Annotated in this window: 19 protein-coding genes; 3 read left to right on the plus strand and 16 right to left on the minus strand. The window is 64.7% G+C overall.

The window, feature by feature from the left end:
• Positions 1-207: 207 nt before the first annotated feature.
• From anfK to OH491_RS22975, 14 genes are all read right to left on the minus strand, one after another.
• The gene (gene anfK / locus OH491_RS22910; RefSeq protein WP_068768876.1) at positions 208-1,596 is read right to left on the minus strand and encodes a Fe-only nitrogenase subunit beta; all 1,389 of its coding nucleotides are present in this window, start codon (positions 1,594-1,596) and stop codon (positions 208-210) included.
• Between the two features lie 16 nt (positions 1,597-1,612).
• Positions 1,613-1,963, minus strand: coding sequence for a Fe-only nitrogenase subunit delta (gene anfG, locus OH491_RS22915; RefSeq protein ID WP_068768875.1), 351 nt, complete (start codon positions 1,961-1,963; stop codon positions 1,613-1,615).
• Between the two features lie 15 nt (positions 1,964-1,978).
• Positions 1,979-3,562, minus strand: coding sequence for a nitrogenase iron-iron protein, alpha chain (gene anfD / locus OH491_RS22920; protein ID WP_068768874.1), 1,584 nt, complete (start codon positions 3,560-3,562; stop codon positions 1,979-1,981).
• Positions 3,563-3,688: 126 nt separating this feature from the next.
• Positions 3,689-4,513, minus strand: a complete 825-nt coding sequence (gene nifH, locus OH491_RS22925; protein ID WP_068768873.1) for a nitrogenase iron protein — start codon at positions 4,511-4,513, stop codon at positions 3,689-3,691.
• A 558-nt stretch (positions 4,514-5,071) separates the two neighbouring features.
• A complete protein-coding gene (locus OH491_RS22930; RefSeq protein ID WP_084441844.1) occupies positions 5,072-6,076 on the minus strand; it encodes an ATP-binding cassette domain-containing protein in 1,005 nt (334 codons plus the stop codon).
• Complete coding sequence (locus tag OH491_RS22935) at positions 6,069-6,776, minus strand: GTP-binding protein (protein WP_068768872.1); 708 nt, start codon at positions 6,774-6,776, stop codon at positions 6,069-6,071. The genes OH491_RS22930 and OH491_RS22935 overlap by 8 nt, the downstream gene beginning before the upstream one ends.
• On the minus strand, positions 6,773-7,804 hold the full coding sequence (locus OH491_RS22940) for an ABC transporter substrate-binding protein (RefSeq protein ID WP_068768871.1): 1,032 nt from the start codon (positions 7,802-7,804) through the stop codon (positions 6,773-6,775). The genes OH491_RS22935 and OH491_RS22940 overlap by 4 nt, the downstream gene beginning before the upstream one ends.
• A gap of 92 nt (positions 7,805-7,896) precedes the next feature.
• Positions 7,897-8,409 carry a hypothetical protein gene (locus OH491_RS22945; protein WP_145928569.1) on the minus strand — a complete coding sequence of 171 codons (513 nt, stop codon included), beginning with the start codon at positions 8,407-8,409 and terminating at the stop codon, positions 7,897-7,899.
• A gap of 14 nt (positions 8,410-8,423) precedes the next feature.
• Positions 8,424-9,530 carry an ABC transporter substrate-binding protein gene (locus OH491_RS22950; RefSeq protein ID WP_145928568.1) on the minus strand — a complete coding sequence of 369 codons (1,107 nt, stop codon included), beginning with the start codon at positions 9,528-9,530 and terminating at the stop codon, positions 8,424-8,426.
• Between the two features lie 9 nt (positions 9,531-9,539).
• Positions 9,540-11,600, minus strand: coding sequence for a TonB-dependent receptor plug domain-containing protein (locus OH491_RS22955; protein ID WP_068768868.1), 2,061 nt, complete (start codon positions 11,598-11,600; stop codon positions 9,540-9,542).
• A gap of 437 nt (positions 11,601-12,037) precedes the next feature.
• Positions 12,038-12,955 (minus strand): tRNA (N6-threonylcarbamoyladenosine(37)-N6)-methyltransferase TrmO, encoded by a 918-nt coding sequence (gene tsaA / locus OH491_RS22960; protein ID WP_334319040.1) that lies wholly within the window; start codon positions 12,953-12,955, stop codon positions 12,038-12,040.
• On the minus strand, positions 12,952-13,743 hold the full coding sequence (locus OH491_RS22965) for an ABC transporter ATP-binding protein (protein ID WP_068768866.1): 792 nt from the start codon (positions 13,741-13,743) through the stop codon (positions 12,952-12,954). Before OH491_RS22965 ends, tsaA begins: the two co-directional genes overlap by 4 nt.
• 38 nt (positions 13,744-13,781) lie before the next feature.
• The gene (locus OH491_RS22970) at positions 13,782-14,828 is read right to left on the minus strand and encodes a FecCD family ABC transporter permease (RefSeq protein WP_084442043.1); all 1,047 of its coding nucleotides are present in this window, start codon (positions 14,826-14,828) and stop codon (positions 13,782-13,784) included.
• 77 nt (positions 14,829-14,905) lie between these two features.
• Positions 14,906-15,712 carry a DUF364 domain-containing protein gene (locus OH491_RS22975; protein WP_068768865.1) on the minus strand — a complete coding sequence of 269 codons (807 nt, stop codon included), beginning with the start codon at positions 15,710-15,712 and terminating at the stop codon, positions 14,906-14,908.
• A 599-nt stretch (positions 15,713-16,311) separates the two neighbouring features.
• On the opposite strand from OH491_RS22975, the gene OH491_RS22980 reads away from it, so the two are divergent.
• From OH491_RS22980 to OH491_RS22990, 3 genes are read left to right on the plus strand one after another with little or no spacing between them, the layout of a single operon-like run.
• The gene (locus OH491_RS22980; RefSeq protein WP_068768864.1) at positions 16,312-17,220 is read left to right on the plus strand and encodes an autotransporter-associated beta strand repeat-containing protein; all 909 of its coding nucleotides are present in this window, start codon (positions 16,312-16,314) and stop codon (positions 17,218-17,220) included.
• Positions 17,105-18,781 (plus strand): hypothetical protein, encoded by a 1,677-nt coding sequence (locus tag OH491_RS22985; RefSeq protein WP_342750718.1) that lies wholly within the window; start codon positions 17,105-17,107, stop codon positions 18,779-18,781. The genes OH491_RS22980 and OH491_RS22985 overlap by 116 nt, the downstream gene beginning before the upstream one ends.
• The gene (locus OH491_RS22990) at positions 18,715-20,145 is read left to right on the plus strand and encodes an autotransporter outer membrane beta-barrel domain-containing protein (RefSeq protein ID WP_342750719.1); all 1,431 of its coding nucleotides are present in this window, start codon (positions 18,715-18,717) and stop codon (positions 20,143-20,145) included. The genes OH491_RS22985 and OH491_RS22990 overlap by 67 nt, the downstream gene beginning before the upstream one ends.
• A gap of 228 nt (positions 20,146-20,373) precedes the next feature.
• Here the strand turns inward: OH491_RS22990 and OH491_RS22995 are convergent, their stop codons facing one another.
• A complete protein-coding gene (locus OH491_RS22995; protein ID WP_068768862.1) occupies positions 20,374-20,577 on the minus strand; it encodes a YezD family protein in 204 nt (67 codons plus the stop codon).
• Entirely contained in the window at positions 20,574-22,238 is a 1,665-nt protein-coding gene (locus tag OH491_RS23000) for a sigma 54-interacting transcriptional regulator (protein ID WP_334319039.1), read from the minus strand. Before OH491_RS23000 ends, OH491_RS22995 begins: the two co-directional genes overlap by 4 nt.
• Positions 22,239-22,298: the final 60 nt, after the last annotated feature.

A 22,298-nucleotide genomic window follows, 5' to 3' on the forward strand; every position in this document is an offset into this window, starting at 1 on the left:
GATTTCTTATGCGTTTTAAAATCCGCAGATTGATGCCGGGACGCCGCCGTGAAGTCGGTGCGTTTGCCCTCCGCCTTTATGCGGCGGGTTCGAGCCCGGAGGGAAGGCCCCGCGGCGCAACCTTTCCGCAAGGGCCTTCCCGGTTTCTGCACACAGGGGCGGCGGCTTCTTTGTTCCATGAAAACGACCCCCTGCAAGTGTCGCGGATCACCACATGTTGAGGATCCATTCCCTGTCTTTTTTATACTCCATGTCGGCGAACAGGGTGTTGGCCATGGCCTCGGCGAGCCACAGGGCCCCGGCGTAACCGACCACGGGATGCCGGTAAAGGCCGGCGCGGTCGTAAGTGGGGAAACCCACGCGAAGCATGGGGATGTTGTATTCGATGCTGGTGAAGCGCCCCTTGGAATGCCCGAGGATGAGGTCGAGCTCGATTTTGCCTTCCTTGATTCGCTTTTCGAGTTCCCAGAGGTCGGCGTTGGTGACGATCTCCATCTCGAAATCGATGTTCGCCTGCAAGGCTTTGATCCGGGGATCGTCGCCATAGAAGGCGTTGTCGTCGCCGAGCAGGAGCAGCACGGGTTTCATCTCCATGTCGATGCAGGCCTCGGCCAGGCCGATGACGAGGTCGGGGTTGCCGTAGATGGCGACTTTTTTCTCGGCGAGGAACATGTGGGTGACATCGGTGATCGCATCGATGGCCACGCCGCGCTCCCGCACGAGCGATTCGGGGATCGGCTTGCCCGTGAGCTTTTTCAGGTTCTGGAGAAAGGTGTCCGTGTTGCGGATGCCGATCGGGGTCGGGCCGATGATGGTCGGGATGCCGAACTCGGTTTCCAGGTGCCGGGCGGCCTTGGCGCATTCGTAGCGGTTGAGCGCGAGGGTGCCGAGGGCGTTGGCCGTGCCCTGCATGTCCGCAATGGTTGTGCCGCCGTGGGAGACGAAGTTGCCATGGGGCATGAGCGGCGAGTCGAAGGACTCGATCTCGAAGAGCACGGTCGCGTCGATCTGCATCTCGGCGAGGAGGTGCTTGAGCGCCTTGACGTCGCCGGGGTTCACCCAGCCGGTGAACAGGTTGAGCTTGCCGTTGGGCTCTGTCTTTTGGGCGAAGTGGGCGATGAAATCCCGCGTGGCGACGTCGTAGCCGCTCACCATGCTGCCGACGAAGCTCGGCGTGTGGATCGCCACGAGGTGCACCTCGCGGCCGGCGTATTTTTCCTGGAGCAGGCCGCGGTTCAGCTTGGAGACGACGCCGTCGATGTCGTCGCCGATGACCTCGGTGCAGCAGGTGGAGATGATCGGCACGACCTTCACGTCCGGATAGCGCATGAGGAGCACGTCAACCGCCTCCTCGACCCGGCGGACCGCGCCGAACACCGCGCCCTCCTCGTGAACGGAGGACGAGGCCAGCTCGAAGCTTTCCTTGAAGTGCTGGGAGAAGATGAGGCGCACGAACATGACGCAGCCCTGGCCTCCGTGGACGATGCCGATGCAGTCCTTGATGCCGATGCTGGCAAACTGCGCGCCGGCGGGCTGGCAGGTGAAGACCGGGTTGATGATGCCGGCCCGTTCCCGTGGTTTTAATTCGCAAAGCATGATATTTCGCAGTGTTTCAGTAGTGTTGGTCGGTGAGCTCCGCGTTGAGGGAGCCGGTGACGGTGAGGAAGTCCATGCGTTCGTGGACGGCTTTCATGAGCGCCCTGATTTCGTCCCTGGCGAGGGTGTTGATCCACTCGAAGCGGGCCTTGTAGGCCTCGGCCAGGCAGACGGCGTCCACCCAGTAGCAGCGGTCGGCGGGTGTGTCGGTCTTGGGCTTATCGCCGCACAGCAACTCGGTGGTTTTGCCCAGGATGCCCGCGTTCTGGTCTTTGCGGTCCCAGGCGCGGGAGTGGAACTGCCAGAGGCATTTCTTCATGATGTGGTCCACCAGTTGGTCCATTCTGGTTTTCGTGAGGTCGTCCATAAGAGGTGCGTGGGTTCAGGCGGCGCCGGCCGGTTCGAGGAAGGCGGGTTTGGGCTTGGGCAGGAATTCCGGATAGGTCTTCTTCCTGAGCGCGGCGATGCAGTCCATCCTGCCGGTGTATTGGCGGAGCGCGGCGGAGTTGCGCACGTCCTCGCCCAGGCCGGCGTCGGAGAGCATCCGGCGGGTGACGAAGCCCTTGTCGGCCGGGATCTCGTCCTTGCTGATGTCGAGGAAAGAGAGCTGGTGGATCGGCGAGTAGATCGCGTTGTAGATGTCGCGGGCGAAGCGCACCCAGCCCTCGAATCCCTTGTAGGGCCCGTTGTGATACGCGTGGGCGTTGAGATAGGGCACGCGGAGCTTCTTGGCGACCTCTCCCGGGCGCTTGCCGGTGAAGATGACGTCGGGCTTGAGCATTTCCATGGCTTCGAGGCCCTCGAGCTCGTTGGGATCGTCGATGGCGAGCGCGCCTTCCTCGCAGCGGGAGATGCCTTTTTCCATGTCGCCCTGGTGGCCGAACTTGGTGTAAACCGAGACGACCTCGACGCCCATTTCCTCGTGGATGACGTGTGCCCAGTGCCAGAGTTTGGAACCGCCCGGCCAGAGGCAGACTTTTTTGCCGCGCAGGCGCTCCTTGTACCAGTCGAGTTCGGGTTTCCAGCGGGCGGTTTCCTCGTCGATGATGGCCTGGGCACGCTCCTCGATGCCGAAGAAGAGGCCGATTTTGCGCAACGAGGCGGAGAGCGGCTCGAAGCCGAAACCGTCGATGTCGAGCCGCGGGATGCCGTAGCGTTTGCGGAGCTCGTTGCAGATGTATTCGGCGGAGCGGGCGCACTCGAGCACGTTGAGATGGGCCTTGTGCATGGCACGCAGGTCGTCGTAGGAGCCGTTGCCGGTGAAGGTGGAAAGCACCTGGATGCCCATGCGCTTGAAGTAGTCGAGCATCACCTCCTGGTCGCCCTGGATGTTGTATTCGCCGACGTAGTTGATGACGTAGTCGCTGGTGATCTTGGGCTCGATGGTGCCCACCTTCTGGTTGATCCAGGCGATGTTGATCTTGTGGTGGCCGCCGGACTGGCTGGGGCCGCCGAAGCCGGGCGAGTTGCACACGAAGATGTCCACCTCGGGCATTTCCTCCATGACCTCGTCGGCCACGGCCTGCATGTCGTCGCCGATGAGGGCCGACGCGCAGGTCTGGTAGATGGTCATGCGCTTGATGTCCGGGAAGGCCTTGAAGGCCTCGATGATGTTCTGCTTGAGCATCTTCTCCGCGCCGAAAATGACGTGCTTCTCCTTCATGTCGGTGGCGAAGGTATACTCGATCTGGAAGTTCTTGTTGTCGCTGATGTAGCGCTTGGTCTGCCAGGTGTCGTAGGTGCAGCCGACCGGTCCGTGGCTGAGGTGGATGACGTCCTTCATCGGCGTGCCGATGACGTGCTTGGCTCCGCAGTAGGCGCAGCCGCGCTCGGAAATGACGCCGGGAATCGTGTTCAGATAACCGAGCGGGAGCGCCATGGACAGATCCTCCCCCGGACCCTTGATGACGGCGTGTTTCTTGCGCTCGGGAATGCACTTGCTGCAGTTGAATTCGTGATAAGGCATGAGTCGGTGATTGTTTGTCGGTTTATATATAAATTGAGGCCGCGCCGCCGGCGCGCTTTATCATTAATGCGAATATCGCGAAGATGGCGGCGCGGCCGGTGTCTATGGCCAATTTGATGCAGGTGCTTATTCCGCAAGGCCGTATTTGACGACCATCTTTTCGAGCTCGTCCATGGTCAGCGGCTTGGGAATGACGAAATCCGTGTTTTCGATGATCTTGCGTCCCAGTTCACTATATTCGTGAGCCTGGTTTTCCTTCTCATCGTATTCGGTGACGGTTTTTTTGTTAAACTCGGCCTTTTGCACGATGTTGTCACGCGGGACAAAGTGGATCATCTTGGTGCCGATGGCGGCGGTGAATTCCTCGATGAACTCGCGTTCCTTGTCCACCTTGCGGCTGTTGCAGATGACGCCGCCCAGGCGCACGCCGCTCTGCTTGGCATACTTGAGCAGGCCCTTGCAGATATTGTTGGCGGCGTAAACCGCCATCATCTCGCCGGAGGCCACGATATAGACTTCCTGCGCCTTGCCGTCGCGGATGGGCATGGCGAAGCCGCCGCAAACCACGTCGCCGAGGACATCGAAGAACACAAAGTCGAGATCGGGCGTGTAGGCGCCGTTGCCCTCCATGAGGTCGATGGCGGTGATCACGCCGCGCCCGGCGCAGCCGACTCCCGGCTCGGGGCCGCCCGATTCGACGCAATGGATGCCCTTGAAGCCGACCTTGATCACCTTGTCATTGGTGACCTTTTCCGCCCCCTGCTCGCGGAGCACGTCCATCAGCGTCTCCTGCGGTTTGCCGCCGAGGATGAGACGGGTGGAATCCGCCTTGGGATCGCATCCGTGTATAAAGACCTTCTTGTCGTGGAAGTGGGCCAGCGCGGCCGCCGTGTTCTGGGTGGTGGTCGACTTGCCGATGCCGCCCTTTCCGTAGATAGCTATTTTTCGCATTTTAATATATAACCGTTTTGATACTTTACGAGCAGATTCCCCGTCGGAATCATTCGCTGCGGATGGTTTTAGCAATGCCCGTGCCATCTCTCTATATTATCCCGGGAAGGGGATGAAATATGATATTTTTCCCGCGCGGGGCGGTTTTATTTAAAATATCGGAGGATTATATATACGGGCGGGTGCGTTGCGGGTGGAATAGTCCCGATGCGTATATTTTTTTGAAAAGCGGGGAGCACAAAGGATGGCCGGAATTGCACCGTGGCGAACGTTTTCGCCGATGTGGTTCGTCAAGGTAAGAATCGCGGTCAGCCGCAAGGGGGGCGCAACTCAAAGTGGTGTCACTCCCTCTTTCTTCTTTCCTCTTTATCTTTCGTCAGGAACGGGCAGGGAGAAAGAGGTTTCGAGCGAAGCGACAGTCTGCCAAGATAAAGAATAAAGAGGAAAGATTCCGGCGGTGACTTCATTTTGGGCTGCACCCCTGTGCTACCTTGATAATAAGGAACAGGCGGCCAAGCCGGGCCGGAAAGACGATGACGCATGGCCAGCGGGGGCCGGCTACGGGGTGGGGAAGACGAGAGGCTGCTCGATGCGCCGGCCATGGCGGAGCGCCTCGCGGAGGGCTCCGAGTTGTTTGTCGAGGTGGACGAGGCGGCGGTGATTTTCTTTTTCGGCGGCGGTGGGTTCGATCACGTCGCTTACGGCGCCGTTGCGAATGACCAGGCGGCAGGTGCCGGAAAGGGCCAGCAGGGGGTCGTGCGTGGAGAGGAGCACGATTTTGCCCTGGTCGGTGAAAAGCTCCAGCGCGCGCGTGCGGTCCACGCCGGCGTTTTCGATCTCGTCGATGAGGATCACCGGCTTCGGGCTGAGAAAGGCGGCGTCGGCGATCATGAGCGCGCGGGACTGTCCGCCGCTGAGCTGGGTGAGCTCGGTTTCCGGACCGAAAGGCTCGCCAGCCATGCCGACGGCGGATTCGAGCACGCGGCGGACCGCGCTCTCGGCCTCGTGCGGCGGAAGCGCGCGGCTTTCCGCATGCAGGCGAAGAAAAGCGGCGACCGGGAGGTCCATGATGAAATTCATGTTCTGCGTGATCTGCGCCACGATTTTTCCCTCGCCCGAGAAGCGCGATTCCGGGTCGGGCGCGCGGCCGTTGACGCGGACCACGCGCCCGGTCGGCGTGTCGCCTTGGGCGAGGCATTCGATGTCGGCAAGCAGGCGGCTTTTCCCCGCCCCGGTCGGGCCGACCAGCGCCACGATGTCGCCGGGCCGCAGGCAAAGAGCATGCCGCTCGGGGGCGCCGGATTTGTCGCGGCCCGGCAGAATCTCAAGCGTGTCCAGCACCGGTGCCGTGCCCGCATGCGCGGAGGCCGAGAGAAACGCCGCGAGCGCCTCCCGCAGGCGGTCGTAGTCCCAGCCGGCCTCCGCGCGGATCGCCCAGGGTTGCGCCTCCCACCACGAGCGCAGCGTGCGGTGGCCGTCCAGGCCGGGCAGGTGATTCAGCGCGAGGAAATCCCCGCAGCGCGGATCGGAGAGCGGGATGTCGGGGCCGGGCGTATCAGACATGGGTCGCGGGTGCGCCGGGGATCTGGATTTTGCGCAGCGTGCCGTTCTGGAAATCGGCGCCGAGGCGCGTTTCCCCGAGGCAATAGGAGCAGACCGCCGCCGGCACGGAGAAGCGCAGGCGCCCGCCCGTGACCGGCGCGTCGTCCGGGGCGGCGCGCCAGAGTCGGCTGGCCTCCCAGGCGCCCTGGCCGGTGATGCCGTTGACGAAGAGGATGCGGGCGCGGGAGTTGACCTGTCGTATCCGAAACGCGAATACCTCGCGCTCGGCCTGGCTCACGATGTCGCCCTTGGTGACGAGGACGAGGTCGGCGGTGCGGAGCATGGGGCCGACCTTGCGCGGCGTGTCCACGCCGGCGAGGAGGTCGAGCACGCAGACGGCGAGGTGGCCGCGGAGGTGCGGGGCGCAGCGGTTGCACAGCCCCGCGCTTTCGCTCACGAGGAGGTCGAGCCGCTGCCGCGCGCCCCACGCGACGCAGTCCTCGATGTTGGTGATGAAAAAATGATCCGGGCAGAAATTGGCCGACAGCCCCGTGAGGACAGGAAATCCGGCTGCCTCGAATGTCGCCGCGTCGCCCGTCGTCAGGCAGTCGAATTTCACCACCCCGGCGCGCAGGCCGTCGTCGCGCAGCCAGCGCAGCGTCTTGAGGATGACCGCGGTTTTTCCCGACGAGGGCGGTCCGGCCACGGTGACGAGCTTCATGCGGAATAACCGCGCGCGAAAGCCGCATTGAGCATCGTGCTCATCGCCTCGATGTCATGGTGGCGCACGAAGTCCCAGCCCACCCAGCGCAGGCGTCCGGGCAGCGGGGGCGAGCCGGCGCGGGAGGGCGCGAAGCCGATTTTCGCCAGATGCGCGGCCCACTCCCCGCCGCAAAGATAGTTGGCAAACAAGTCGGACTCGGGGCGCGCGTCGCGGCGGCGCAGGATGTATTGGGGCGTCAAATACGCGCCCTCCTCGGGCCAGACGACGCGCGTGTTTTCGCGGTGCGGGCAACTGGCGGAGAAGAACCCGGGCAGCAGATAAAGTGCCGCGCCGCGCGGGTTGGACGAACCGGCGGTCTTGGCCATTTCCGCCGGGTGCATGAAATTGCGGACATTCGCGCCCAAGGCGGCGAGAGCCTTCTCGCCGTGGTCGCGGTAGAGGCCGAAAAGGATGGACTCGTGAATGCTCTCGGGGCTGCCGCTCACGATGACATCGCGCCGGAACCTCGGGTGGAGCACATCGGCCCAATTGCGGGGCGTGGGCCGGTCGCCGAGGCGGTTCAGGTCCACGAGGATGATTTCGAGGTTCGCGCCATAGACGCGGTGAAAACCCTGCGGGTCAACCAAGCCGGCCTCCCGGAATTCCGGGCGCAACTCGTCACCGGCGGCAATGCGCGCGAAGGTTTTGTCGTCGTCGAGCCAGCGGCGCACGAATGCGGGACGGTTGAAGTCGCCGAACCCGGTGTCGGAAATCAAGCCGGGCAGTTCGCCGGCCTCGGTCGTTTGCCAAAGGCCGTCATAGATGTCGTCGCCGTGGCAGCCGCCTGCCATGTACCATTGTGGCGCGGGATTCATGGCGCGGCAGCGCGCATGGAACCGGCGGCGGAGTTCGGCCCGCACCGGGCAGGGCGCGTAACCGAGATAATCGAGGGCGCGACGCCGGCCGGTCTCGTGCTCGGGAAACGAGGGTTCCAAGTCAAGCAGGTCGTCGTCGGATGATGGTGTGGCGATGGCGGTGTTTTCCATGACAGGACGGAGTGCGGGCCGAAAGCCGGAATGCAGCCTAATCCGGGCCGCGAGGTGTCCCGGTTTTTGTCAATCTATGCGCGTTTTTTGTATTATGGCGTGGGCGCAAGCGGGATCACCTCGATGGTGGAGATCTGGCGCACGCAGCGTTTGCCGCATTTGTCCTGGTCGAGGATCAGCTGGAACGGCCCGGTTTTGTCGGGCAGCGGCGCCCCGTCCTGCCGGATGGCCAGCACGGGATTTTGTTTGCTGATGGATTTTTCGAAGTCGGCGAGCGCGAACACCACGGTGTAGCCGTCGGCCGCGGTCACGCGCACCGCGCTCGACAGGATCGCGCGCATCGGGGCGCCCTTGCCGAGCCGGACGCCGACGGCGGAAAATACCGCCGCCGGATCGACCCCGGCGTAGCGGTGTTTTTTTCCGTGGTGCTCCACCTCGGTTTCGATCTGCGGGAGCGCGGCGAGTTCGGCCACGGTGATTTGCTTCCGCGTGTCGCCGCTGACCAGCGTGAGCGCGTCGGCGGAATCGGCGGCGCGAAGCGCGGGAGCGCCCAGAACAATAATATATACGGCGAGCGAGAGGAAGAAACGACGGTATGTATTCATGGCATGCATATGATTTATTCGGATTGGTTTTGCAGGCAGCAGTTGGCGGGAGGCGGCAGCGGCAGGCGTGACTTTGCCAGCAAGTCGCGCGCATCCCATTCACTTAATTCGCAATGATAAAAGAGGCGGTAGAAAGCGCGCGTCTCGGCCACCATGTCGTGGGAAACACGGTCGGGGTAGAGAACCGAGGCCAGCCATTTGAGGCCGATGAGACGGTTGACGGAAGGCGGGCGGTCGAACCAGTTGAACGGCTCGACCGGGATTATATAAACCCGCTTGCTGGCCACGGCCGGGACACGCTGCCATGCGGGGTCGGCCAGCCATGCGGGATCGCCCGATCCGGCATCGTCGGGGCAGACGAGAATGACATCCGGCCGCCCGGCTATGATGTGCTCCATGGAGACGGAGGCATGCCGGGAATGCTCGACCATGTCGTCGCGGATGATGTTTTCCGCGCCGAGCAAATCGAGCAACTCGGCATGCAGCGAGCCCTTGGTGTCGGTCTGGAGGCCGCGCGGCCCCTGGGCATAATAAACCCGGACCGGCCTGCCCGGCGGAAGCGAACGGGCGAGGGCATGGGTGTCACGCATCACGGCACGGCAATAACCGGCCAGTTGCGCGGCCCGCTCCTCCGCGCCGAGGGCGCGGCCGACGAGCTCGCAGGTTTCGGCCAGCTCGTCGAGGCGTCCGCCTGCGAGAAAAACAGGAATGCCGGTCTGGGTCTGGAGGCGGTTGGAAAAATCGACGGCGGTGGGATTGTTATAGCCGACCGAGAGGATGACATCGGGCCGCGCGGCGATCAGCGTCTCGCGATTGGCGTTGCCCGCCGGTCCGAACCAGTTTCCATAGGCGGGAAGATCGCGCACGGCGGGGAGCAGGAACCGGGCGGCCTCCGGTGTGAGAGGCAGATTCCAGCCGATCATCTTTTCCGGGGCGAGTGCGTAGAGCAGGATGCTGGCGACCGGACTGGTGCCGTAGGCGCGGCCCACGCCGGCGGCGGGCAGCGGGAGCACGCGCCCGGCTCCGTCGGTGAACGGGCGCGTGGCCGCCGCCTGCGCGTGCAGCGCAACCGCCGCCGCCGCGAGGACAAACGCCCGGCGCATGAAGGAAAGCGTTCGCATGGACATATGCTAGAAAGAATAGCGCACGTTTGTATAGACAGTGCGTCCCCTGCCAGGGTAGGCGGTGTCGTAATAACGGGTGTCGCGCTCAAAAATGTTTTCGATTCCGATACTCAGGACGCAATTGCTGCCGGGCGGCGTGAATGATGCCTTCAGGTTGTAGAGGGCGAATCCCCCTATCTTCTTGCCCGCGCTGTTGCTGTAACGCCACGAGCGCGCCTCCATGGAGGGGACAATGGCCAGCCACCGCCACGGTTGGATTTTTGCATGAAGGCTCCCGGAGTGCCGGGGGGCCTCGGTCAGTTTGTTCGCCGGATTCCTGAGATCCTTCATGTAGATAAAAGTATAGCTGCCCCCGGCGGAGAGGATGGAGTTTAATGAATAATCCACGCCGAGTTCGGCGCCGTCCTGCTGCACGTCACCGGACACATTATACGACTGGCGGACATCCATGCCGTCGAGCTTTTCGGGAAGGACTTTATAAGTGATCTTGTCGGTCACGCGGCTGAAGAAGACATTGGCCGTGACGGTGAGGCCGGAGACCGGCTCGCCGATGTATCCGATTTCATAGTGCATGGCGGTCTCGGGTCCGAGGTCGGGATTGGGGATGGCGATGAGGTTGGGCGTCATGTGCGCCGAGTAGCGGTCCTTGATGGAGGGCATGCGGGTCTTGCGGGCGATGGTGGCATGAAAGGTGTTTTTCTCATCGAGCTTGAAAAACACGCCCGCCTGCGGATTGAAGCTGTCCATGGTGATGAGCCCCAGCGTTTGCTCGCCGGCTTTTCTGGTGTCGCGCCAGTCGTAGGCGACGCCGGCCTGGAAGTCCCATTTGGACGTAATGTGGAATGTGTCCTCGATGCCCGCCGAGACGGTCACGTCCTTGTAGGTTTCCTCGTTGTCCTTTTCCCCGGTGACGAGTTCGTAATATTCATAATGACGGTCATATTTATAATGGACGACGCCCTTTAATATGTTTTTGGGGATCAATTCCGTGCCGAGTTCGAGCGATCCACCGTAGGAATAATCATCATAAATGCTGGGATCGCGGCCGACACCCATGATGAGCGTGTTGTCGTATTTGTCGAAAAACACGCGCGGCTTCACATAACTTTTGTCCCCGAGCCGGGTGTTCGAAATGAAATAGACGGTCTCCTTGTTCCATTCCGGCCAGCGCCAGCTCGTGAAGGAATAGCCCTTGCCTCCGACCTTCGGGCCTTTTTCGCCCTCCTGATGCTGGTAACCGATGGCGTATTCGTCGGTCGCGTTGGGGGCGAAGCCGGCCTTGGCGCTGAATTTCCAGTCGCGGGTATGATAGTTCTGCCGGTCCGTCCCGTTGTATTCCTCCGCCATTTTTATCCAGTCGCGCTCATAAAAGGAAACGCCACCCTGCGCATACCATTTGCCCTGCCTGGTGCCGATGTTCAGCGAGCTTTCCACGCCGTCCCCGGTGGAAACGCCCGCGCTTATATTGCCCTCGAGGGGGCGCGTGGGGCGGCGGCTGACGAGGTTGATGGCACCGCCCATGGCATTGGGGCCGTAAATCACGGAACTGTAACCCTTGGCGACATGGATGGACGCGACATCGAACGTGGTGAAGCGCCCGAGATCGAGATTTCCGTCGTAGGGAATGTAGGCGGGGATGCCGTCAATATAAATGGGCACCGACAGGCTGCCGAAGCCGCGGACATACGCGAAGGTTTCATAACGGTTGCCACTGCCGGGGGAGAGCGTGACGCCCGGCGTGGTGGCGAGGGCTTCGGCCACGGTTTTCTTTTCGAGCAGCTCTATCTTGGATGCCGTTATCGAGGTTTCCATCTGCTCGGAGGGCAGAGGGCGCTCCCCGTAAACAGTCAGCGTGCCGAGCTGGAAAACAGGCTCCTTGCTGGCGGAGGCGGCGGTTGTGGAGGTCGTGACCAGTGTGCCTGACGCCGTGGCGCCGGTGGTCTGCGCGATGGCGGCGCGGGGCGCGGCCAGAAGCGAGCACAGGGCGAGAAGCGAAGGCACGGTTTGCGATGAGACAATGGCGCGCAGGCGGAATGTCCCCCGCGCGGCGATAAGGGAAGACGGCATGGTGCAGGATGTAAGGACTGCCTCGCGTTATCCGTTGGTCGGCCTGGCGGCGGCGGAGTGGTGATGATTATTATATATCTCCGCAATCCGACAGGGCCGCGCCAGCGAAGGCGCCCCTGCATCCGCGATGCGAATAATATTCACCCGGTTGATCCGGTGTGCGGGAAATCAAGCAGCTCGCATGCCATTTTCCGTGCCGGGTGCAGCCGGAAGTGATGCCAGCGAAAAAACAAGCGCCAGCGCCGTGCGTAGCGCAGGCTTCCAGCCTGCCGTCGTTATTTTTTCGCGCGAAGCGCGGCATTTATTGGTTTTTTGGAAGGGAAAAGAGTCAGCGGCGCTTCGCGCCTTCTGTTTCGACGGCAGGCAAGGATGCCCGCGCTACGCGCTCCCGCATCTTTCTGGCCGCGGCCGTCATTTGTCCATTGACCGCGCTTCGTTCAACGCGCGAACAGGGCGCGGTTGTCCGCCGCCATGACGGCGGCGGCATCGGGCCAGTCGAGGCGGTGAAGCGCGAGGCGGCAGCGGCGTTTGCCGGAGCCCGCGAGCGACGCCTCCCAGGGTGGCGCGCCGGAGTCGCGCTCCTCCAGCGCGAGCGTGGCCCGGAGCGGCGTGCAGCCGGTCGCGAGTTCCCAGCCTTGGGCAAAAAAGAGGCTGCCCGCGAGGCGCGAATGGAGCCCGGGGGCATTGCGCCGGGTTCCAAGCCGTTTCATCGCGGCCAGTCCCGCGCGCAGGCCGAGCGCGAACTCGGGGCCGGTGGTGTCCCAGTGCAGCCAGCGGGTGGCGCGGGTCGCGTCGTCGTCATGCGCGAGAACGGAGGCCCAGCCCAGCGGCGTGAGCGCGCCGGGAAAGGCGTCGAATTGCGGCACATAGACTTTGATATCCAGCAAGGGCGTGCCATCGAGGGCATCGAGTCCCCGCACGGTGAGCAGAGTGCCGCGGCGTTCCAGCAGCTCGACGATGCACGAGCCGAGTCCCGACGGACGGCATGGCGCGCGCGAACTGAAAACTCCCTGCCCGGAGCGGTCGTCGCATTCCGGCAGCACCAGCGGCGCCGTGCCATCTGCGGCCCAGCCGCGGCCGCGCAGCCATTCCGCGGAGCGGTGCTGGTGATAAATGACCCAGAGGTGGGAAAAATATTCCACGCCTTTCAGCGCGTCGAGCAGGTCGTCGCGCAGACGCAGGCGCGCCGGAGTTTTATAATCGCAATGGTCGGAGACCGAGCGCCAGGGCGATTCGATGACGCCGATCGGCGTGAGCACGATGGGCGAGGGGAGGGCGGCCGGGCGGGATTTGGCGCGCGGATGCGCGTCCGGTGGCGGGGACGCCATCGCTCCCGGGCTTCGTTTCGGTTTCAATTGATGATCGGAGCGCATACGCGGATGGGGGAAGACGCGGCCCCGTCCCCGGAGGAGGGAAGGTCGGAGACGACAAACGGGACGTGATAGACCTCCTCGAGCGCCTCGGCCGTGAGCGCCTCGGCCGGCGCGCGGGCCGGGGCGAGCCGGCCGCCGCGCATGATGGCGACCCGCGTGGCGCAGCGCAGCGCGTGCTCGGGATGATGCGTGGCCATCAGGATGCCGATGCCTTCGCGCGCGAGCCGGCGCAGCGTTTGCAGGACGCGCACCTGGTTGCCGAAGTCGAGGCTGGATGCGGGCTCGTCGAGCACGAGATAGCGCGCCTGCTGCGCCAGCGCGCGGGCGATGAGGACCATCTGCCGCTCGCCTCCGCTGATCCGGGTGTAGAGGCGTTCGGCAAAGGCGCCGAGGCCGACCAGCGCCAGCGCCTCGTCCGCGGCCCGCCAGTCGGCGGAGCGGGGGCCGCCCCAGACCGGCCATTGCGCGGCGCGGCCCATGACGACGACGTCGCGCGCGCTGAACGCGAAAACGGGGGCGTGCGCCTGCGGCACATACGCGAGCAGGCGCGCGCGTTCGCGGGCGCGGCGGTGCGCGAGGGGCGCGCCGTCCAGCCGGATGTCGCCCGCGAGGGGCGGCAGGATGCCGGCGAGGGTTTTCAGCAGCGCGGTTTTTCCCGAGCCGTTGGGCCCGAGCAGGCACACAAACTCGCCCGCGCGCACGCCGAGCTCGATGTCGCTGACCACGGGGCGCCGGGTGTAGCCGCAGGAAAGATTGCGAAGGTGAAGCATGACGCGGAAGGAGGCTTGCGGGCGGGCTTGGCGCGGGCTCACTCGGCCCAGGTTTTTTGCGAGCGCCGCAGCATGACGAGAAACACCGGCGCGCCGCACGCGCAGGTGACCACGCCGAGCGGAAACTCCACGGCGAACAGGCAGCGGGCGAGGTTGTCCGCCCAAAGCAGGCAGATACCTCCGATGAGCAACGACGAGGGCAGCAGGTCGCGGTGGTTCGGCCCGACCCAGAAACGCGCCGCATGCGGCACCATCAGGCCGATCCAGCCGATGATGCCCGCGACGGCGACGGTGGCGGACGTGATGAGCGTGGCGCCGACCAGCACGAGCACGCGCACCGCCGTCACGGGGACGCCGAGCGAGCGCGCCTCGTCCTCGCCCAACGCCATCAGGTTGAGCGGCCAGCGCAGCAACAGCAGCACCGTCACGCCGAGCGCAAGCGGTGGAAACAGCAGCGCGAGGTCCGCCCGCGTGGTCGCGGCCAGGCTGCCCATCAGCCAGAAGGTGATGGCCGGGAGCTTGGAATACGGGTCGGCCAGTATTTTAATCACGGATACACCGGCCATGAAAAGGCTGCCGACCACCATGCCGGTCAGGACCAGCCGCAGGGTGAAATGCCCGCCGCCGCCCACGGCGCGGCCGAGGCCGCAGGTGAGGATGACCGCGGCCAGCCCGAAAAGAAAGCCGAGGGTCTGCACGCCGACGACCGGCAGCGAAAGCGTGAGTCCCAGCGCCGCGCCCAGGGCGGCGCCGGCGGACGATCCCAGGATGTCCGGGGAAACCAGGGAGTTTCTGAACAATCCCTGGTAGGCCGCGCCCGCCATGGAAAGCCCGGCGCCGACGCCCAGCGCCGCCAGCAGGCGCGGCAGGCGGATTTCCCAGAGCAGGGACACGACCGTGCCGCGGTCCGTGACGGCGTCGGCGGCGAACCGGGGAAACCAGAGTTGCAGGATGTCGGCCCAGGCCAGCGGGTGCGCGCCGACGCGCAGCGAAACGAGCGCGCTGGCCGCCAGCAAGGCGAGCAGCACCGGCGTGCGCGCATGCGCGGCGAGGCGCCCGGGCGGTTTTTTCCGCCGGCCGGGCATCCCGGTTGCGGAGGATGTGGAGGCCCGCGGCTTGTCCGGGCCGGCCTCCGTCGTTTCCGTGGCAGCTCGCGTCGTGATCATCGGGCGGCGGCGCGTTCGATTTGGACCATGCGGGCTCCGTGCTCGAAAAAGGCATGCCGCCCGCCTTCCTGCACGACGGGCCAGACCTCGTCCGGATTTTCCACCACCAGTCCGGCGAGAAGATCGACGCCGAATGCGAAGAGCCCGGGCGCGAGCGGCGTGGTCGGGCCGGCAAGACACACGAAGGCATCGCGCGCAAGCTCCAGCAGGCGCGGAAGCGTTTTGTTGATCAAGGTGGTCCCGGTGATGAAGACGTAATCGCTTTCCGGCAAAACCGCCTCGCACGCGGGATCGGGCAGGTCGCCGGATTGCGGGCGGCGTTCGAGGATGGAGAGCTTGCAGGCGCGCGCCACTTCCTCGAGCCCGTGGAAATGGCCGATGACCGCCACGCGGCGCCCGGCGATGCGCGGAAGCATTTGGGTGAAGACGCTGGCGCCGGTTTCGGAGAAAACACATCCGGCGCGCTCCGCCCGCTCCCGGGCGCGCGCGGGCTGGTTATGATGGGCGTTCAGCGCGGCGATGCCGAGCGCCGCCTCGCCAAAATCCCACGACCGCGCGAGGGCCGCGATCTCGCGCAGCGGGCTGCCGGCGACCCGGCCGGCCGGGCCGATGCGGACCGGCGTTTCCCGCGGCGACATGGCCAGCCCGAGCCCGCCGTCGGCGCGGACGCCAAACCAGTTGATTCCGGCCGCAAAGGCATCGACGCGGGCGTCCTCCGGGAGACCGGAGACCAGCACATCATAAATGGACCAGAAGGAAGACGGGAGGGAATGCGCGGCGCGCGCGGCGGATGAATCGGACATGGATAAAACTCGCCACCCGTGCTCTGGCGCGTTGGCCGCGTCCCGGTCCGGGTGAATAGGATGACGGAAAAGTCGTCGTGCTGCCGGCGTGTGGTTGGGTCCACGCGCAGCGCGGCGGGCGGGTTATCCAGTTGGTCTGGTCACCGGGTTTCAGCAGAAAACATGCCGTGCGTTTCGCGCGCGGCATCCTCCTCCTCGGAGCCTTCTGGCTCCGGCCAGCGTGCGATGGCCGTCCAACGCGGCGTGGGGCGAATGTGCCCGCTTGAGCGCTTCACTCCATCGCCTTAGATGCTTGTTTGAAATGTCAAATATATGTAACTTGTTTATTAAAAACAATTTATGTGATTTATATTTCTAGCGACAGCGGCAGTCTGCTAGTTGTGCTTACTCTTGTGCGTCCAGGAAAAAACCCGCCGAGAAAATACAATTCTGATTCCTGCATGCCATCGTTTTTTGAACGGAAAACATTTATTGATAATGTGTAATATTTCCAAGTTCGATTTCCAGCCATCAACACATCCACCACATCCATGTCCTATACAACCCCCCTCCGGTGTCCCTTATGGGCCGTCCTTGCCGCCGTTGTTTTTTCGAGCGCTTTGTTTTTACCGCTCTTTGCCGATCCTCTGCCGCCTGACGGCACCGTTATAAGCAGCAACACCACCGTGACTGATCGCACCACCATTGTCGCAGGATCGTCGCTCGCCCTCACCCTTGCAGACAGCGCGACCCTGACCATCAGGGACAGCTTTTTCTCCGGCATGGGCGGCGCGGTCTATGTCAATGATGGCGCGACTTTCACCATTGCCCCGGCAACCACAAACGGCACCGGCCGGGTCGTCTATACCGGCAACACCGCCAGCCTTTACGGCGGCGCAATCTCCAACTCCGGCAGCGTGACGCTGACCGAGGTGACCTTCGCCAGCAACACCGCCGTCATGGATGGCGGCGCAATCGAAAACTATGACAGCGTAATGCTGACCAACGTCACCTTCACCGGCAATACTGTCAGCGGGCGGGGTGGGGCAATCGACAATTGGGGCGGCACCGTGAGCATTAACGTGACCAGCGGGACGCACATCGAGGCAACGGGCAACACCGCTGGAACGGGCGGCTTCCTCTATGCCTATGCGAGCGCCCTCACCACCTTCAACATCGAGGCCGGGGCGACCCTGACCATCGGCGACGCTGGCGAGACGAACAAGGCGATCGACTCCATTGCCAGCTACAATGCCACCGCCGTCCTGACCAAGAGCGGGGCGGGCAAGCTGGTGCTTCATGCGGACAACTCGCAGTTCACCGGCACCTTCAACATCGACGCAGGCGCGGTGGAGATCGATGGCGGGACGGCGAGCCATGCGCTCAACGCCACGCTGGCGAGCGCCAATGCCGGTGCCGCGCTCACCAAGCTCGGCGGCGGCACACTCACGCTCTACCAAGGACAACACCGCCTACACCGGCGCCTTCAACATCGACGAAGGCGTGGTGCAAGCCAGCCAGTCCGTTAACCTCACCGGCGGCGCGCTCAACGGCAGCGGCACGCTCGCGCTCGACCGGGCGGGTGAAACCGGGGCGTTTTTCACCGCCGCGCAGGCTTCGGGCAGCTTCACCGGCGTCGTGCGCCTGCAAAACAGCTCGACCTTGAGCCTGTCGCAGCTCGCCGCCGCCACCCAGTCGGTTCTGGCGGGTTCGCCGCTGCAACTCGCCTCCGGTGGCAGAGTGCTGATCGACGACAGTACCCGAACCCTCGACCATCTCGATCTCGCCGGCGGCAGCCTCATCGTCGCCACCAACACCGCCGCCGGCCTGCCGACGCCGCACGTGCTCGCCACCGGCACGCTTTCCGCCTCGGGCGCCGGGAGTGAGGTGTGGGTCGCCGACACTCTTCTCGCGGGGCTCGCCACCGCCCCGGCCACGCTCAACAGCCATGTCTTCGACGCCGACGCCGACACCCAGGCCGCCATCGTGCGAACGTCCTCCCTCGGCGCCGGGCTCGTCGCAGGCACGGGCCTGACCGTGAAAAACATGCGGGGCCGCGCGCTCACCACCGCGACCAGCGCCATCGAGGACGCCGCGGGCGCGAAGACCGGCGCGCTCCACTACGGCTACACCGCCGTGGTGACCGCCACCGGCATTTCCCTCGGCTGGGGCGTGAGCGCGATCGAGAGCACCACGCAACTCGTGGACGGCCTCGGCGTGGAAATCACGTCCGCAGGTTCCGTCGACAAGACCCTCGGCGCCCAGCTCACCGGCACCGGCGGCTTTACTTTCACCGGCGGCGAGACCATGACGCTCGCGCACACCGGCAACGATTACCAAGGGGCCACCCTCATCACCGGCAGCGCGACGGTCAAGGCCGGCGTGGACAACGCCCTCGGCCAGACCAGTGCGCTCGCCATCCGGGAAGGTTCGGCCTTCGACCTGAACAGCAGAAACCAGCGCGTCGGCGCGCTCGCCATCGACGACGGCGGCCTGCTCGCGCTGGGCGACCGCGGCGACTTCACGGTGAGCGGCGTGGCCCTTTTTTCCGGCTCCAACGTGCTCACCGGCGGGACGGACTCAAAATTGCGTCTCGCCAACTCTGGCTCCGCCGCGATCCGCGTCTCCAATACCGGCTTCACAGGCGATGTTTACCTCGGCGACGCTGCCAGCTCCTATGACCTTTATCTGGGCAATCTGTCCGGGCTCGGCGATGCCGGCCGCGTGTGGCTCGACGGCGGAAGTCTCCTTTATCTCGAAACCGGCGGCACCTTCGCCAAGGCGCTGGCCGGCGGCGCCGGAACGGTGTTGGTGGGCGGGGACCAGGACGTGCTCCTGACCGGAAACAACAGCGGCTTTGCCGGCGAAGGGGCTGAATTTGAGATCGGGCAGAATGCCACGCTGCGGGCGCAAAACGCCGCCGCGCTCGGCTCCGCGCTGGTCGGCCGGCGATCACCAACAGCGGCAGCCTGGTCATCAGCCACTCCGGCACCTTCGCTCACGCCATCGCCAACACCGGCGGCGTGGTGGAACTGCGCACGTCCGGCGCGCTCGAGTTCGGCACCGCGCTCGCCGCCGGCACGCTCGTGAAGACCGGCGCGGGCGTCGCCACGCTCGCCGCCGCGCAAACCCACGACGGCCTCACCGACATCCGCGCGGGCACGCTCGCCGTGAGCGCCGCCAACCAGCTTTCGGCGCGCAGCGAACACCGCGTCGCCGCCGGCGCGGTCCTCAGCCTCGGCGGGTTCGACCAGAAAGTCGGCCACCTGCGCAACGACGGGCTCGTGAATTTTGTCGCGCTCGGCAAAACCCTCACCGTCGCCAGCCTCTCCGGCACCGGCGCCTACGCGATGGATGTGAACCTCGCCACCAAGGAGACCGACCGCCTTGTCATCACCGGTTCGGCCACCGGCTCGCATACGCTCCAGCTCACCCCCATCGGCGGCGCGCCCGTCAATGGCGACAGTTTCTCGCTGGAACTGGTGAGCATCGGCTCCGGCGACGCAACTTTCACGGCCGCCCCCGTCGATTATGGCATGGATAGCTACGCCCTCCAGCAAGGCACCGCGGACGACCCGCTGACACCCTCGATCCAGAACTGGTATTTCGGCCGCACCGCCCAAAGCCGCGCCGCGGATGCGATCCTGCTGACCGCCGGGGTGCTGTCCACCGACTGGCACTACAGCCTCGACTCGCTGCGCCTGCGCATGGGCGAGCTGCGCGGCGCGTCCGCCGGCGCCGTCCCCGGCAATGTCTGGGTGCGCGCCTCCGCCTATCACCTCAGCGCCGGCGGCTCGCAACTCGGCGCGGCCTTCGAGCAGGACACCTATGCCGTGACCGCCGGCGGCGACCGGAGCTTTGCGCTGGAGAGCGGGAGGCTGCTGGTTGGCGGCTTCATCGCCATGGGCCGGAGCGAGCGCGACCACGATCATCGCGGCGAGAGTTCGGCGGGCAGCATCGGCGCGGGCGTGTATGCCACCTGGCTGCACCACGCCGGCTGGTATGCGGACTTGATCGCGCGGGCTGACCGCTATGACAACGAACTCACCGCGCGCTCCGATGACGGGCAGGTCACCCGGGCCGATTACGGCAGCCAGGCGCAGGGCCTCTCGCTGGAATGGGGCCGCCGGCTTCGCGCCCGCGGCGCCTTCTGGTTCGAGCCCTCGGCCCAGGCCGCCGTGGCGTGGCTCAACGGCGAAAGCTACGAGACCGTCAACCCGCTGCATCGCATGACCGTGCGCATCGGCGGGGCGACGGCGGCGCAATACCGCCTGCAACTGCGCGCGGGCGCGGACCTCGGCGCGTGGCAGCCCTATATGAAGATGGGCGAGGTGAAGAGCGACACCCGCGGCGGCGTGGTGCATGCCGACGGGCGCGAGTTCGATCCGAACTTCGACGGCTGGCGCTTCGAGACCGGCGCGGGCGTGAGCTACCTGATCGACCCGCAGAGCTAGGTGTATTTCGATTATGAATACAACAAGGCCCGCGCCTACGAGCGCCCCTGGTCGCTGAACCTCGGCTACCGCCGCGCCTGGTGACGGGCTGTTTTTTGGCGTTTGCAGTTTCACAGTGGCGCGGCAGCGCCGGTAGGGCGAGGCCTCCGGCTGAGCCGCGGCTCGGCGGGACGCCTCGCCCTATCTTTTGGGACAAGGTTGAGAGAGAATGCTATATTGCCATCGGCTTTACTTGACCGGGGAGCGCTGCTGCGGAGTTGGCGGCTCGAAGCGGATTTTTTCGATTTTCCGCACCTCGATCACCTGGCCGCGATGCACGGTGAGCTGCACCTCGCCAAATTCGAGGCCGCCGATCATGGCGCGCACCACTTTCACCCATTTCCCGGGCGTGGTCTCACAGTAATCAATGCCGCTGACTTCGGAGTGTTTCATGATGATGACCCGGTGCTGTCCCGAAAACGCCGGGGCTCGATGTCGAGGCTCTTGACCCGCAGGCCCATCGTGCGCTCGGTGATGCCGAGCTGGCGGGCGGCCTTGGCCATGATCCCGCGGTTGGCCTTGAGCGCGTCGATGATCATTTCGCGTTCGACCGAGGCGAGCGCGTCATGAAGCGTCTGCGGCGAGGCGGTGCCGGTGGAGTCCGGAGTCTGGAGCGTGGGCGGCAGGTGATAGCCATGGATGACGCCGTCGGTGGCGAGCAGCACGGCGCGCTCGATGATGTTTTCCAATTCGCGCACGTTGCCCGGCCAGTGATAGGCCATCAGCATGTCGATCGCGGGCGTGGAGATGCGGACGACGCGTTTCCGGTTCTGCTGCGAATACTTTTCCAGGAAATGATCGGCCAGTTCCAGCAGGTCGCTGCGGCGCTCGCGGAGCGGCGGCACATAGATGGGGAAGACGTTGATGCGGTAATAGAGATCGAGGCGGAATTTGCCCTCGTCGATCATTTCCTCGAGGTTGCGGTTGGTCGCGGTGATGACGCGCACGTCGACCTTGATCGGCTGCGTGCCGCCGACGCGCTCGAACACGCCTTCCTGCAGCACGCGCAGGAGCTTGGCCTGGGTGGACATCGAGATCTCGCCGATTTCGTCGAGGAAAAGCGTCCCGGTGTGGGCGAGCTCGAAGCGCCCGCGGCGCAGCGCCAGCGCGCCGGTGAAGGCGCCCTTTTCGTGGCCGAAGAGTTCGCTTTCGATGATGCTTTCGGGCAGCGCGGCGCAGTTTACGCGGACAAACGGCTTGGTTTTGCGCGAGCCGCCCTGCCAGATGGCCTGGGCGACGCGTTCCTTGCCGACGCCGGTCTCGCCGCGGATGAGGACGGTGGTCTTGCTGTCGGCCACCTGGTCCACGTGAAAATAGACCATGCGCATGGAGGATGATTTTCCGATCATCCCCTCGGGAACGAAGCTGCGCTTGATCTGGTCCTGCAGGCGCTCGTTTTCCTGCCGGAGCGTGTCGAGGCGTTCCTGCGCGAGCTGGCGGAAGCGCACCGCCAGGCCCACCTGCCCGACGACCAGCGCGAGAAAGCGCAGGTCCGCCTCCAGTTGTCCCTCGGTGCCGAGCGGGCGGGTGAAACACAGTCCGCCGACAAGCTCGTCGCCGTGTTGTATCGGCATGACCAGCAGCGAGGCCGGCTCGTCGGGTGCATCGTCGGGCACGGTCGAGAGATAGGCGCGCTCCCATTTGCAAAGCGTGTCCGCCGGAATGTGGGCGACGTCGATGATCGCCCGCGCGCGGCCCTCGGAGAGAATGCCGCCGACCAGTCCCTCGTCCACGCAAGCGTTGAAGGGAGGGAAGGCGCACTCGCTGGCCTCGGGCAGCAGGCGGCCGGTTTCGCGGTTGAGCACCAGGAGCAGTCCGCGCGAAAGCAGCTTGGTCGCACGGAGATGGCTGAACATGCGGAGCGCCGCGGCCCGCAATTCGAAGCCGTCGCTCAATGTGTCTGAAATCTCATGCAGCAGCGTGAGTTCGCCAACGACCCGGCACGCAGGCGCGTGGATCGGATCGCTGTTCGTGATGCTCGAGGCGATGGCAATGTTTTCGTTGCAGGTGCGGCAGTCTGTCACAACCGAACCGGGCAGCAATGTATGTGCCACCCGGAAGGCGGGCGGGCGGAGGACCGCGGCGAGGCCTAACTTGTTGCGCAGACCGGTTTA

The organism is Termitidicoccus mucosus, assembly GCF_038725785.1.
Lineage (GTDB): Bacteria > Verrucomicrobiota > Verrucomicrobiia > Opitutales > Opitutaceae > Termitidicoccus > Termitidicoccus mucosus.

Bases quoted from the DNA above. Each gene is read 5' to 3' on its own strand.
- anfK (WP_068768876.1), bottom strand. From the start codon at position 1,596: ATGCTTTGCGAATTAAAACCACGGGAACGGGCCGGCATCATCAACCCG.
- anfG (WP_068768875.1), bottom strand. From the start codon at position 1,963: ATGGACGACCTCACGAAAACCAGAATGGACCAACTGGTGGACCACATC.
- anfD (WP_068768874.1), bottom strand. From the start codon at position 3,562: ATGCCTTATCACGAATTCAACTGCAGCAAGTGCATTCCCGAGCGCAAG.
- nifH (WP_068768873.1), bottom strand. From the start codon at position 4,513: ATGCGAAAAATAGCTATCTACGGAAAGGGCGGCATCGGCAAGTCGACC.
- OH491_RS22930 (WP_084441844.1), bottom strand. From the start codon at position 6,076: ATGTCTGATACGCCCGGCCCCGACATCCCGCTCTCCGATCCGCGCTGC.
- OH491_RS22935 (WP_068768872.1), bottom strand. From the start codon at position 6,776: ATGAAGCTCGTCACCGTGGCCGGACCGCCCTCGTCGGGAAAAACCGCG.
- OH491_RS22940 (WP_068768871.1), bottom strand. From the start codon at position 7,804: ATGGAAAACACCGCCATCGCCACACCATCATCCGACGACGACCTGCTT.
- OH491_RS22945 (WP_145928569.1), bottom strand. From the start codon at position 8,409: ATGAATACATACCGTCGTTTCTTCCTCTCGCTCGCCGTATATATTATT.
- OH491_RS22950 (WP_145928568.1), bottom strand. From the start codon at position 9,530: ATGCGAACGCTTTCCTTCATGCGCCGGGCGTTTGTCCTCGCGGCGGCG.
- OH491_RS22955 (WP_068768868.1), bottom strand. From the start codon at position 11,600: ATGCCGTCTTCCCTTATCGCCGCGCGGGGGACATTCCGCCTGCGCGCC.
- OH491_RS22965 (WP_068768866.1), bottom strand. From the start codon at position 13,743: ATGCTTCACCTTCGCAATCTTTCCTGCGGCTACACCCGGCGCCCCGTG.
- OH491_RS22970 (WP_084442043.1), bottom strand. From the start codon at position 14,828: ATGCCCGGCCGGCGGAAAAAACCGCCCGGGCGCCTCGCCGCGCATGCG.
- OH491_RS22975 (WP_068768865.1), bottom strand. From the start codon at position 15,712: ATGTCCGATTCATCCGCCGCGCGCGCCGCGCATTCCCTCCCGTCTTCC.
- OH491_RS22995 (WP_068768862.1), bottom strand. From the start codon at position 20,577: ATGAAACACTCCGAAGTCAGCGGCATTGATTACTGTGAGACCACGCCC.